The sequence below is a fragment of the Streptomyces sp. NPDC013455 genome, assembly GCF_040632975.1.
Lineage (GTDB): Bacteria > Actinomycetota > Actinomycetes > Streptomycetales > Streptomycetaceae > Streptomyces.
This window is the reverse complement of sequence record NZ_JBEYCX010000008.1, coordinates 174990-187990: the sequence shown is the minus strand read 5'-3', so window position 1 is coordinate 187990 and position 13001 is coordinate 174990. Positions and strand designations below refer to the sequence as shown.

The window sequence follows — 13001 nt, the reverse complement described above, 5'->3', positions numbered from 1 at the left end:
ACAATCTCCCTCGATCGCGGAAGCGCCCGGCCGATGTGTGCAGCCATCGGAGGACTGGGCGATCCTCCAATTCCCCTGTCCACTCCGCAAGACCCTGTTCACGTACTGGACCGTAACCAGGACAGCGGACACCGCTCAGCGGGACAGCAGGGCCTGCTCCGCCGCGCTCCAGGCCGAACTGGTGACGATGTACAGCGCGGCGGCCAGCGGGACGACCGCCACGGTGACGAGCGTGAAGAAGGACAGGAAGGGTGCGATCCGGGTGAGGGCGCCGAGCCCCGGCACCTCCTCACCGGCGCCGGCCAGGGCCGGCTGCTCGGCCATGGTGCGCCGGGCACGCAGGTAGTTGACGGCGGCCACGGCGGCGACGAGGGCGAAGAGACCGAGGTAGACCAGACCGGCCGGGCCGAACACCCCGCCGTCGGCGAGCGCGTCGGACCAGCGTCCGCCGAGCGGGGCGGCGAGCAGCCGGTGGTCGAGCAGACCGTTGCTCCCGCCGCCGATCGCCGAGCCGGAGAAGAGCTGGTAGAGGAGGAAGAAGGCGGGCAGCTGGAGCAGGCTGGGCAGGCAGCCGGAGAGCGGCGGAACCTTCGCCTCCGCGTGCAGGTCCAGCACCGCCCGCTGGAGCGCCTGCGGGTCCCCGGCGTGCTTGGCGCGCAGTTCGGCGACGGCCGGCTGGAGTGCGGCGCGGGCCTTCCTGCCGCGGGCGGCGGCCCGGGACAGCGGGTGGACGAGGAGCCGTACCAGCGCGGTGAACAGGACGATCGCGGCGGCCGCCGCCGAGGCGTGGAAGAGCGGGGTGAGCAGGTCGGCGAGCTGCTCGACCAGACGGGCGAAAACGGACATGGGTGAGCCCTCCGGGGGTCTCGTCGTGCCGGAAGCGAACGGAACACGGCATGACGACCCGCGCGGGGTCACGTGCTGGGACGAGCGAGGACGTGCCCTACGCGGCGGTCGCCGGACCGGCCTGTCCGGGTGCTCTGGGCCGCCGCCGGCCGGGCGCGTCGGGATCGCGCTGCGGCAGGAACGCCGTACGGCGGGCCCGGTCGCGTATCGCCGTGCGGACGCGGGTGGGGGGCACGAGAGGGACGCTGCGCGCGGCCAGCAGGGCGCAGGCGGCGAGCATGGCGGCGGCGGTGGCGGTCGCGGCGAGGGCGACGGCGGTGCCGAGGCCGCCGCTGCCGAGGAGCGCGGCCTGGACCAGCAGCAGCGGGACCAGGACCGACAGGAGGGCGAGGGGGCGCGCGACGGCGGCACGGCCGGTCATCCGCACTCCCCCCTTCGTATGACTGTCTGTCAGTGTGCCAGGTGCACCGGGTCGGTCTCCAGGGGCTCCAGCAGCCGCTTGGGCCGCAGCAGCGCCCTGCTGACGGGATCCGCCGGCGCGGGGTCGAGCTCCGGCCCCGGCACCATGACAACGTCCGCGACCGGCACCAGAGTTCCGCACGCCGCGCACTTCCCGTACGGCTCGACGTCCCCGCCGCAGTCCGCGTGCCGGAACAGGCGCAGCCGGTGGCCGTCGACGTGCTCGCGGCCCCACTGCCCGAGGGCGCGCAGCGCGGGCCACAGGGCGGCACCGCGCTCGGTGACGACGTACTCGTCCCGGGGCGGGCTCCCCTGGTACCGGCGCTTCTCCAGGACGCCCTCCTCGGTGAGCGTGCGCAGCCGGGCCGAGAGGACGGCGCGCGGGATGCCGAGGTGGACGAGGAAGTCGTTGTAGCGGCGGACGCCGTAGATCGCGTCGCGCACGACGAGCAGGGTCCACCGCTCGCCGACGACCTCCAGCGCGCGGGCGATCGAGCACTCCTGCGTCGCGTAGTCCTTGCCCAGTGCCATGCCGTCCACTGTAACCACTGGCCACACATCGGTTCAGTGAACGAACCGCCGGTGCTACGGTGACGACGACACGTCGGTTCATTCACCGAACCGAAAGGGTGGACCCCGGCGGACGGGACCGGGGCCCGAAAGGACAGGACTGGCCCATGACCCGGCTCGACTCCGCCACCCCCGCGGCCGCACGCGGTGCCCTCTCCCGGGACGCCCCCGTGCGCCCCCGCGCCACCCTCGCCCTGACCAGCGCCGCCACCACCCTGGCCCTGATGATCTACACGGCCCCGATGGTCACCCTGCCGGACACCGCGACCGCCCTGCACACCCCGCCCTCCGCCCAGGCGTGGCTGCTCAACGGCACCCCGCTCGGCCTCGCCGCCCTCCTCCTGGTGGCCGGCAGCCTCGCCGACGACCACGGCCGGCGCCGGGTCTTCCTCGCCGGCACCCTCGGCCTCGGCCTCACCACCGCGCTCGGCGCGCTCACCACGTCGACCTGGCAGTTCACCCTGGCCCGCATCGCCCAGGGCGCGGCCAGTGCGGCCCTGCTGGCCAGCAGCCTGGGTCTGATCGTGCACGCCTTCCCCGACCCGCGCGGCCGGCTGCACGCCACCGGCGTGTGGGGCGCCTTCGTCAGCGGCGGCATCGCAGCGGGCCCGCTGCTCGCGGGCGCGCTGCCGAGCTGGCGGCTGGGCTACGGCGTGCTGGGCGCCGCCGCCCTCACCGTGGCCGCGCTCGGCACCCGGGGGCTCGCCGAGTCACGCGCCCCGCGCGGCGGCCGGCCCGACGTGCTCGGCGCGCTCACCTTCGGCCTGGCCCTGGTGGCCCTGGTCGCGGCCCTGACCCTGGGACGCGACGGCTGGCTGCGCGCCCCGGTCGGACTGCTGCTCGCCTCGGCGGTCGTCCTGGTCGCCGTGTTCGCCGTGGTGGAGCGTCGCAGCGGTACCCCCATGATCGACCTCGGACTGCTGCGCCGGCCCCGCTTCCTGGCCTCCTCCGCCGGCGGCCTGTTCACCGGCCTCGCCGTGATCGGCATCTTCAGCTTCCTGCCGGCCCTGCTCCAGCAGACGCTCCGGCTCTCCCCGCTGTCCACCGCCTGGCTGTTCCTGCTCTGGTCCGGACTGAGCTTCACTGTCGCCCTCCAGGTCAAGCACCTGGCCCGCCGCGTCGCCCCGCGCGTCCAGCTCGCCCTCGGCTTCGTCCTGCACGCGATCGCCGTCGTGACGATGCTCGGCGCCCTCGACTCCGGCCCCTGGACCCGGCTGCTGCCCGGCCTGATCGTCGGCGGCGTCGGGAGCGGCCTGCTCAACGGCGCGCTGCCGCTGCTCGCCGTCGAGTCGGTGCCGCCCGAGCGGGCCGCGATGGGCTCCGGCGCCCAGCAGACCTTCCGCTACATCGGCTCCTCGGCCGGCGTGGCCCTGACCATAGCCCTCGCCACCTCGGCACCCGGCACGGCCCGCGGCGCGGACACCGCCCTGCTGGTGTCGGCGGGGCTGGCGGCGGCGGGCGCGGCGAGCGTCCTGGCCCTGCGGGAGCGCGCGGCGAGCGGGTGACCGGGGCCCGCCCCGGCCGCGCGCCGGGCCTCGCCGGTCTTCTTCCATGGGTTTGAGAAAGGGCCGTCACAACCCTCGACAACGCCGTACGGCACCCCCGATGCTTCCTGTTGGCATGCCGGGGGGACGAGTCGGCGCCGCTCGGGAAGCGGTGCCGGAGCCGCACGGAGAGGCAGCGAAGCCATGATCCGACGCAGAACACTGCTGGCCGCCGCGGGCGGTGGCCTCCTCGGCAGCGCACTGGCCACGGGTACCGCCCGGGCGGACGCGACGGTCACCGTCAACCCCGGCGCCACCTACGGCACATGGGAGGGCTGGGGCACGTCCCTCGCCTGGTGGGCGAAGGTCTTCGGCACCCGGGACGACTTCGCCGACATCTTCTTCACCACCGGGAACACGACGTACGGCGGCACGTCCCTGCCCGGTCTCGGCCTCACCATCGCCCGCTACAACCTGGGCGCGTGCAGCTGGAACAGCGTGGACGGCGCGTCGATGGCCGTCTCGCCGAACATCCCCGCCTTCAAGCAGATCGAGGGCTACTGGCAGGACTGGAGGAACGAGGACCCGGCCTCCGCGGCCTGGAAGTGGACTGCGGACGCCGCCCAGCGGGCGATGCTGGTGAAGGCCACCCGGCGCGGGGCGGTCTCCGAGCTGTTCGCCAACTCTCCGATGTGGTGGATGTGCCTCAACCACAACCCGTCCGGCGCGGCCGACGGCGGCGACAACCTCCAGTCCTGGAACCACCGGCAGCACGCCTCCCACCTCGCCGCGGTCGCCCTGTACGCCGAGCGGCACTGGGGCGTGAGCTTCGCGACCGTGGAGCCCTTCAACGAGCCCTCCTCGTCCTGGTGGACGGCGACCGGCACCCAGGAGGGCTGCCACATCGGCGCGGGCGTACAGGCGTCCGTCCTGCCCCACCTGAGGGACGAGTTGGACAGGCGCGGTCTGACGGCGACGAGGATCGCGGCGTCCGACGAGACGAGTTACGACCTCGCGCGCACCACCTGGAACTCCTTCTCCGCCACGACGAAGGGGTATGTCGACCGGGTCAACGTCCACGGCTACCAGGGCTCCGGCGGCCGCCGCGACCTGCTCTACACGGACGTGGTGACGACGGCGGGCAAAGCCCTGTGGAACTCGGAGACCGGCGACGGCGACGCCACCGGCCTCACCATGGCGAGCAACCTCCTCTACGACTTCCGCTGGCTGCACCCCACGGCCTGGGTGTACTGGCAGGTGATGGACCCGAGCGCGGGCTGGGCGACCATCGCCTACGACCCGAGCACGCTCCAGCCGGGCGCCGTCCAGACCAAGTACTACGTCCTGGCCCAGTTCACCCGCCACATCCGCCCCGGCATGACGATCCTGGACACCGGCGTGAGCCACGCGGCGGCGGCCCTGGACCGGACCGCGAGGCGTCTGGTGATCGTGGCGGCCAACACCTCCTCCTCCGCCCAGACCCTGACCTTCGACCTCTCCCGCTTCTCCACCGTGACCGGCGGCCCGGGCGGCCTGGTCCCCCGCTGGAACACGGTCACGACGGGCGGCGGCGACCTCTACACCGCCCACTCGGACATCCGCCTGAACGGCACGTCGGTGTCCGTGCCGTTCGCGGCCAAGTCGGTGCAGACGCTCCAGGTGGACGGCGTCGGCGTGTGAGCGGCCGGGTTCAGCCCAGCGGCAGGGAGTCCTGGTAGCCGTTCACCGGCCGGGGGACCTCGGTGACGGTACGGGCGTCCAGCGCGACCGTCGCGGAGCCGGTGCCCAGGCGCCCGCCGGGGTGCCAGGTACCGGTGACCGTCACCCAGGTGTCGGCCGGCAGCGCGGGACCGCCGTGGATCCGCACCTTCACCGACTGGGCGTCCGCCGCACAGCAGTTGAGGATGATCCGGGTCAGGTCCCAGCTCCCCCCGCTGCCCTTGAGGGGCGTCACGAACCCGGTCAGCCGGATGACGCGCCCCCTGATCGCCTGCCCCCGGTCCTGCCGCACCCGGCCGGTGAAGTCGGACAGGGTCATCGGCAGCGGCGAGGTGCGCGGCAGCGGGCCGAAGCCGCCGTCGTGGTCGACGACCTTCGCCGGCTGCCGGGAGGCGGTGTAGGCGCCGAGCGCCGGCGGGGCGTAGAACAGCAGGCTGAGCGCCGGGAGGAGGAGCAGCCAGGAGACGCGGGGGACGGCGGAGTGGTCGTGCGAACCGTGGGCGTGCACGGCGCCTTCGCCGTGAGGGGGCTCGCCGTTGGGGCGCTCGCCGTGCGGGGGCTCGCCGTAAGGGCGGTCGTCGTGAGGGGGCTCGCCGTGTGGGCGGTCGTCGTGAGGGGGCTCGCCGTGTGGGCGGTCGTCGTGAGGGCGGTCGTCGTGAGGGGGCTCGCCGTGTGGGCGGTCGCCGTGAGGGCGGTCGTCGTGAGAGGGCTCGCCGTGAGAGCGGTCGCCGTGAGAGCGGTCGCGCTCTGCGGGGTCTTCCCGGTCGAGGAAGGCCGCGGCGAGCCCGAGCAGGAGCAGGACGGCGCCGGAGGCGATGAGCGGGAGCCGCATGCCCTCCTTGACGTAGCGCAGGCAGAGGTCGGTGACGAGGGAGACGTGCAGCAGCCCGAGCCCGCACAGGACGAGCAGCCCCGCCTGGAGCGACCGTTTCACAGCAGCACCCCTCCGATCAGCGCGCTGCACGCGACGGCGACGACGACGGTGGCGGCGGAGAACCGCACCGCGAACGCCCGCCCGAAGGTGCCCGCCTGCAGGGCGATGAGTTTCAGATCGACCATGGGCCCCACCACCATGAACGCCAGTCGCGCCACCGGCGGGAACCCGGTCAGCGAGGCGGCGAGGAACGCGTCGGCCTCGGAGCAGACCGCGAGCAGCACGGCGAGCCCGGCGAGGAAGAGCACCGACAGCCAGGGCGTCGCGGCGAAGGTGTCCAGCACGGAGCGCGGTACGACGACGTTGAAGGTCGCCGCGGCCATGGCACCGAGGACCAGGAACCCGCCGGCGTGCAGGAAGTCGTGCTGGAAACCGCGCCGGAACTCGTCGAGGCGACGGTGCCCCTCCCGGTGCCCGGTGTGCCGTACGGCGGGCCGCAGCCACTCGGCCCGCCCGAACCGGAGCCACAGCCACCCCATGAGGAAGGCGGTGGCGAGGGAGGCGAGCAGCCGGGCGAGCACCATGGCGGGGTCGCCCGGGAACGCGATCGCGGTGGCGGTGAGCACGACGGGATTGACGGCGGGCGCGGACAGCAGGAACGCGAAGGCGGCGGCCGGCGGCACCCCGCGCCCGATCAGACTGCTCGCGACCGGCACGGAGGCGCACTCGCACCCCGGCAGGACGACCCCCGCGACTCCCGCCACCGGCACCGCGAGCACGGGCCGCCGCGGCAGCAGCCGCTGGAACACCCGCTCCGGCACGAACGCGTTGATCGCGCCGGACAGGGCCGTACCGAGCAGCAGGAAGGGCAGGGCCTGCACGGTGACGGCCAGGCACACCGTGCGCCAGGTCTGCATGGCCGGGGCGTCACCCCAGCGCCCGAGGAGGAAGAGGAGGGCACCGGGCAGGACAGCGGCACCGGCCAGCAGCAAGGGCCAGAACCGAGGAGCCGCGCCGGCACCCTCCTGCCCCCCGGCCGCGGCGGCGGCCTGATGCTCCCCGACCCCGGAGGCAGCTTCATGACCTGCGGCCGCGGCGGCAGCCTCATGGTCCTCGGCCCCGGCCTGCGCATGGGCCTGGGCATGAGCCTGGACCTGGACCTGGACCTGGGCCTGGGCATGGGCCTGGGCATGGGGCTGGACCGACTCACCCGTCTTCTGCATGCCGACTCCGCGTGTAGATGTCGGCACCGAAGATATCCAGATGTACCTACCGGGGGGCGGCCGGCCCAGCCACGGTGCCCCCGGCGCGCCTCACGTTTGTCGCCGCCCGGCAGTACGGTGTCCCCCATGCGCCCCGACACGCCTGCCGAGAACGTCGACCACACCGCCGAAGCGGCACGCCTGGAGCGGACCGCCGGCCTGTACCCCGAGGACGCCGAGGTCCTCCTCCTCCGCGCGGCGGCCCACCTGGAGCTTTCCGGCGACCGCCCCGCGGCGACGACCGTCTACGACCGCCTGCTCTCGTCCGCCCGGGGCCTGGACAACCCGGCCCTGGTCCGCGCCCTGAAGGCGTCGAACCTGTGGGAGTACGGCCATGAGGCGGAGGCGAGGGCGATCATCGAGGGCGTCCGCACCGCGGCCCCCCGGGACCCGGCGCCCTGGGTGATCGTGGCGGAGGCCCTGGAGTCCCACGACGAGCTGGAGGCGGCGGCGGAGACCTTCACGGAGGCGGCGGCCCTCCTGCTGGGAGCCTCGCAGGAGCCCCCCGTCTCCACCCACCCCCTCCTCTACGGCCGCCACCGCGTCCGCCGCATGCTGGGCCTGCCGCACGACGACTGGGACACCCTCGCGGACACCCTCCACACCTCCCCCGTCACCCTGGACGAACTTCACGATCCGAAGCGGGTGTGGTCCCTGGGCTCGGAGAACCCGGCGGAACTGGCGGCGGAGATCTCCCGCCTCCGCGTGGAGCTGGGCGCCTACCGGGAGGCCCTGTCCCGCCCCTTCCCGGTGGCGGTCCTGCACTGGCCGGCCCCGGAACTCACGGAACTCCTCTCGGCGTACCCCACGCTGTCCACGGAGTACCCCTCCCACGCCGAGCACCTGGCGACCATAGAGTCCTCCCTGCGCGAACTGGCCGCCTCCGGCACCGCCAACCTGGGCGTCGTCACCGGCACGGTCCCGTCGTACGAGGCCTTCGCAGCCTCGGAGGGCACGCCCCCGACGGACGCCACACTGCTGCCGCAGTACGCAACGACCCTGGCAGCCCGCGGACGCGCGGCCGGCTGGCCACCGGAGCGGGGGGCGGCGTGCTGGTGCGGGGTGGGGCTGCTTTACGGGGAGTGCCACGGGGCATAGGCCGACAGGAAGGCGTGGCCGCCGGTTCGGCAGCGCCGCTCCCGGCAGGAACGAAAGACCGACCAATCGTGGACACCACTCCCGAAACCCGCGCTCGGATGAGCCGGCAGAAGAGCCGGAACACCGAAGTCGAGATGGCCCTGCGGCGTGCTCTGCATGCGGCGGGGCTGCGATACCGAGTCCACCGCAGGCCTTTGAAGGGCGTGCGCCGCGAAGCCGATGTCCTCTTCGGCCCGGCGAAGGTCGCCGTGTTCGTCGACGGCTGTTTCTGGCACGGCTGTCCGCAACACGCGACCTGGCCCAAGAACAACGCGGACTTCTGGCGCACCAAGATCGAGGGCAATCGCCGACGGGACATGGACACCGACGAGCGGCTGGCGTCAGCCGGTTGGCTGGCCGTCCGGGTCTGGGAGCACGAGGACCCGGTCGAGGCCGCAGCGCGCGTGATCGCCTTCGTCAGGGCCCGTCGAGCGGGAACCGCATGCGGCTGAACGGCGGTTCCGCCGTCGGACATCGTCGATGTCGAATCGGGACGACATCGCCGTCAGATTTTTTTTGACATGCTCACCATTGTCAAAAAGCTGCTACTGTGTGCGGCCCGAGCTGACGCGCCGTCTGGTCGGCCGGTGAAGGAGGCATGACGCACGATGCCGCATTCGGCACCATCCGCCGCAGAGGGCGAGGCTTTCGGCTCCTGGCTGCGGCGCCAGTTGTCCCGGGCCGAGATGTCACAGGCGGACCTCGCGGCCAAGCTCGGCAAGACGCGAGCGGCCGTCTCGGCGTGGATCAACGGCCGCGCCGAACCCCGCGACGAGACCAAGGCGCGTATCGCCGAGATTCTGGGTACCGACCTGGTCTCCCTGGTGACGAGAACGGCGGACGTACCGATCGACCGGCCGATTCGCTGGCACCATCGGCGCGCACACGCAGACGGTGGCCGAGAATACGGAAACGCGGCCGCCTTCGCGTTCGACGCGGACCTGTCCGTGCTCGCGCGCGAGGCGACGCAGAACTCGCTCGACGAGCGCTGGGACAGCAGCTCACCGGTACGCGTCCACTACACGCTGCACGAGTTGGACGGGGCGTACCTCGATGCCTTTCTGGCCGCACTGCGGTGGGACGAGTTGCTCCCGCACTACGAAGAGGCTGCGCGCGGCAACCAGAAGGTGTCGCGGAGTCTTCGCTCCGCCCTGACCGATCTCTCCCAGGAGCGGCGGTTGCGGCTTCTCCGCATCGACGACTACAACGCCTCGGGGCTGACCGGGCCCGAGTACAGCGACGGTCGCTTCGCCGCGGTCGTGCGCCGCCAACTCGACAGTCACAAGATCACTGCCGGACGGGCCGGTGGTTCCTACGGGCTGGGCAAGGCGACCCTCTGGGCAACCAGCCGCCTGGGTCTCGTGGTGATCAACTCGACGTTGTCGGAGCCGCATGAGGGGCGCACCGAGGGCCGAGTGATCGGGCGCCTGGATCTCCCCTGGCACGAGGTGAGCGGCGAGGCATTCGCCGGTCCCGCCTGGCTCGGCGAGGCGGACACGGAACCCGAGCACCACGGAGTGTCGCGTTCGTGGTGGGCGGACGACGAAACCCTGGGCCGCCTGCACCTGCGCCGGTCCGGTGACGAGCCCGGCACGTCCTTCCTCATCGTGGGGGCGTACGACGCATCGGGGGCCGCCGAGACCCTCCAGGAGATGCACGACAAGCTGGTCCGATCGCTCGCCGACGACTTCTGGGCCGCCATGATCGGCGGTCGCTCCGCCGAGCCGCTGCTCGAAGCCCGGGTCACCACCCTGCGCAACGGCGAGGTCTATCTGCGCGAGCAGCAGGTCGATCCCCACGCCTATCACCCGGCGTTGAGTCGTGCTCTGCGGGCGTACCTCGACGGAGACACCGTCGACAAACTGACGGCGGCGGATCAAGTGGTGCGCGCCGATGTCCCGTTGGTCGTCACACCGCTGAAAGACCGAGGCAGATCACGTGACAAGGGCTGCGAGCACCTCGCCGTGCTGCTACTCACGCCGGCCGACGATCACGACACACGCATCAACCAGGTGATCTGCATGCGCGGCAATCGCATGACCATCACCGAGCAACGTCCTCGGGACCTTCCCCTGGGTTCGCCCCCGTTCCAAGCCGTTCTGCTCGCCGGCTACGCGACCGGGCGGAACGGGGAGGACGTCGCACTCGCCGAAGCCTTCCTGAGAGCCTCCGAACCGCCCGAGCACGACCGGTGGGATCGGACCGAGGAGCTGACGACGACCTACCAGAGAGGCGCCCTCGCCAGGCTCAAGGAGTTCCGATCGGCGATCGACCACACGGTCCGCTCGCTCCTGGGCAAACGCGAGATCACGCGCAGCGGTGGTCCCGCGGTGCTGCGTGAGCTTCTGAGATTGGACACCGGGCCGGGTACGGGCGGCCGACGGGCCCAGTCGTTCCCGACGGTGCGCAACATCGAGGCAAGGCTGGACGACCGGGGCGCCTGGCACGTCACGGTCCATCTGAAGTTGCCCGACGGGGACGACCCTTGGGTCCTGGCTCCGGTCGCCAAGTTCGACGTGCGTTCGGGGGGCCGACCTTCCGTGGAGTGGGAACTGCTCGTCGGCTCCGAAACCTGCCGTGCGGAGAACGGGACGATCGTCATCGAGCCCGGGGTTCGCACGGCCGTGTTCAGCGGCGTGACGGATCCGGCCAGCCATCCTGTCAGGGGCGGTTACGCCCGCCTGGTGGTCGACGTCCCCAAGGCCCGCGGAGGTGAGGCGTGAAGCCGGTCTTTCCCTACCGGACGCTCCTCGGCGACGTGACATGCCAGGTCGTGTCGGTCTCCGTGGACGGCAAGCCGCTCCCGTACACCAACGTCTCCTCCGCGGAACGTGTGGTCGCCCTGCATCAGTCCGGACGCGAGAGGTGGGAGGAGGCGAGGCTCGAACTGCGCGTGGCTCTTCCCGAGACCGAGCTGCAGGAGGGCCCCTGGCGCGACGTGACCTGCCTGGCGGTGCTGACCGAGAAGGCCACCAACGCACGCACCACGGCCCGACTCGACCGTGAGCCGAACGGTGCCATGACCGGCTCGATGACGCTGTCGCGCACGGATCATCTGCGGCGCGCGACCCTGTCCGTGCTGGTCGTTGCCACCGTGGACGGGGTCATCGGCCGCCTCGTGGGTTCCACGGAGGAGGACTGGTACATCGATCTCCAAGAGTCCACACCGGTCCGCCAGCGGGAGATCGAAACCGTGCGGGTGGACTTCCGCAACGGTGACCACCCGTGGTTGCGGCCCTTCAAGGAAGCCCCGTGGATCGTGGAGACGTCAGGCGACATGCCCACGGTCTACCTCAACACCGGGGCGGTCGAGGGTCTCGTCGAGGTACTCGACGGTCGTGGCGGCAGCGGGACGGAGCGTGTCGTACGCGAGATGGCGGCGTCCCAGATCGCGCAGGATGCCTGGACGGCGATGTTCCACACGGCCGCCGGCGACCTGGACGAGGACGAGGACGGAACTCCCGTGATGCCCACCGGGTGGCGTGAGGCCGTCCTGCGCACGATGCTCCCGGACGTCCTGCCCGGACGGCAGCTCACCGATGCCCTGTACGAGATCAACGAACGCCGTACGAAGGGCTTCGGGTGGTCCGAGTTGCAGACGGGCGTCCAATACGCGGCCGGCCGGCGGGCACAGATCGCGAAGAAACTGACACACGCGGTGCGCACCGTCGACCGCGCCGAGAGGAGCGCCGACTGATGTCGCGCCGCGGACCGTTCGACATTCCGCAAGTGCTCGGCTTGCTGCCCGACGCGGCCGTGGCCAAGTACCTGAGCCGAGGCATCCAGTCGGGCCGGGAAAACCCGCCGCAAGTGGCCCTGCGCAAGGCCGGCACGTCCCTGTCGGACACCGAGGCCCGTTGGCGCACCGTCCCGATCCGGGAGCTGGTCGAGCAGGCGATGACGCGATTCGCGGACAACCGCAGCGCGGCCGACGGCTGGCTCGCGCCCCGTCTTCACGCCACCCTCCGCATGACACGCGCCGAGGCCGGCGATCGCAGGCTGTGGAACCACCTCGCGTTGCTCGTCGCGCCCGACTACGTGGTCTGGCGCCACAAGCAGGCCGAGATCGCGCAGAGTTCCCGCTTCTGCGGGCCTCATTACACCCAGTGCTTCTCTCGTCTGTGGTGGGCTGCCGAGCTGTTCCGGGACGGCCCCGACTACCGCCCCGTGGAAACCGCCTGCGCCGTCCAGGACGTCCTGAACACGACCCTCCGACTGGACGTCATCGACCATCGGCCGACCGCACACGCGCTGCTGCGCGTCTTCGAGAGGCTGTTGTCCAGCGGTACACCACGTCCCGGCGATCATGTGAACGCGCTGTCCTCCGCGGTCAACACCGCCGGCAGCACGCTCGTATACGACGTGCTCGCGCCGGACGCCCCACAGCTGGTGGACGAACTCCTGGACTGGATCGCCGAGTCCGAGGAAGCACCGCCGGTGCAGTGGGACCGGCTGCCGGAAGGCCCGCACGACGGTCGAGTGCCTCCGGGCTCCGTCGACGCGCTCGTTCCGCTTTTCGACAAGCTCTTGTCGGAGGCACCCCTGCGCCGCCGTGGCCGCATCCGGGATGAGGCAGCCGAGGACGCCGCCGTGCCGGCGCAGCGCCAGGGGGTCAGCCTCGACAAGGAACTGCCGCCGTGGATGGCCTGA

General features: G+C 72.1%; 12 protein-coding genes. 7 read left to right on the top strand and 5 right to left on the bottom strand.

Annotation, left to right across the window (positions count from 1 at the left end):
* Positions 1-135: 135 nt before the first annotated feature.
* The 3 genes from yidC to ABZ576_RS15790 form a co-directional block, all read right to left on the bottom strand.
* Positions 136-846, bottom strand: a complete 711-nt coding sequence (gene yidC, locus ABZ576_RS15800) for a membrane protein insertase YidC (protein ID WP_360740429.1) — start codon at positions 844-846, stop codon at positions 136-138.
* A 97-nt stretch (positions 847-943) separates the two neighbouring features.
* Positions 944-1267, bottom strand: coding sequence for a DUF6412 domain-containing protein (locus ABZ576_RS15795; RefSeq protein ID WP_360740427.1), 324 nt, complete (start codon positions 1265-1267; stop codon positions 944-946).
* Between the two features lie 29 nt (positions 1268-1296).
* Complete coding sequence (locus tag ABZ576_RS15790) at positions 1297-1845, bottom strand: helix-turn-helix domain-containing protein (protein ID WP_360740654.1); 549 nt, start codon at positions 1843-1845, stop codon at positions 1297-1299.
* A 137-nt stretch (positions 1846-1982) separates the two neighbouring features.
* Between ABZ576_RS15790 and ABZ576_RS15785 the strand changes: the two genes are divergently transcribed.
* On the top strand, positions 1983-3380 hold the full coding sequence (locus ABZ576_RS15785) for an MFS transporter (RefSeq protein WP_360740425.1): 1398 nt from the start codon (positions 1983-1985) through the stop codon (positions 3378-3380).
* Between the two features lie 183 nt (positions 3381-3563).
* Positions 3564-5039: a glycoside hydrolase gene (locus tag ABZ576_RS15780; protein ID WP_360740423.1), complete on the top strand. Its 1476-nt coding sequence runs from the start codon at positions 3564-3566 to the stop codon at positions 5037-5039.
* 10 nt (positions 5040-5049) lie between these two features.
* On the opposite strand, the gene ABZ576_RS15775 is transcribed toward ABZ576_RS15780, so the two are convergent.
* Positions 5050-6012: a TIGR03943 family protein gene (locus ABZ576_RS15775; protein WP_360740421.1), complete on the bottom strand. Its 963-nt coding sequence runs from the start codon at positions 6010-6012 to the stop codon at positions 5050-5052.
* On the bottom strand, positions 6009-7175 hold the full coding sequence (locus tag ABZ576_RS15770) for a permease (RefSeq protein ID WP_360740419.1): 1167 nt from the start codon (positions 7173-7175) through the stop codon (positions 6009-6011). Before ABZ576_RS15770 ends, ABZ576_RS15775 begins: the two co-directional genes overlap by 4 nt.
* A gap of 126 nt (positions 7176-7301) precedes the next feature.
* Here ABZ576_RS15770 and ABZ576_RS15765 point away from each other — a divergent pair, with 126 nt between their 5' ends.
* The 5 genes from ABZ576_RS15765 (at position 7302) to ABZ576_RS15745 (ending at position 13001) form a co-directional block, all read left to right on the top strand.
* Positions 7302-8312 (top strand): hypothetical protein, encoded by a 1011-nt coding sequence (locus tag ABZ576_RS15765; RefSeq protein WP_360740417.1) that lies wholly within the window; start codon positions 7302-7304, stop codon positions 8310-8312.
* Positions 8313-8380: 68 nt separating this feature from the next.
* Complete coding sequence (locus ABZ576_RS15760) at positions 8381-8803, top strand: very short patch repair endonuclease (protein ID WP_360740415.1); 423 nt, start codon at positions 8381-8383, stop codon at positions 8801-8803.
* A 156-nt stretch (positions 8804-8959) separates the two neighbouring features.
* On the top strand, positions 8960-11074 hold the full coding sequence (locus tag ABZ576_RS15755; protein WP_360740413.1) for a helix-turn-helix transcriptional regulator: 2115 nt from the start codon (positions 8960-8962) through the stop codon (positions 11072-11074).
* Positions 11071-12048, top strand: coding sequence for a hypothetical protein (locus ABZ576_RS15750; protein ID WP_360740412.1), 978 nt, complete (start codon positions 11071-11073; stop codon positions 12046-12048). The genes ABZ576_RS15755 and ABZ576_RS15750 overlap by 4 nt, the downstream gene beginning before the upstream one ends.
* Positions 12048-13001: a DUF6339 family protein gene (locus ABZ576_RS15745; protein WP_360740410.1), complete on the top strand. Its 954-nt coding sequence runs from the start codon at positions 12048-12050 to the stop codon at positions 12999-13001. The genes ABZ576_RS15750 and ABZ576_RS15745 overlap by 1 nt, the downstream gene beginning before the upstream one ends.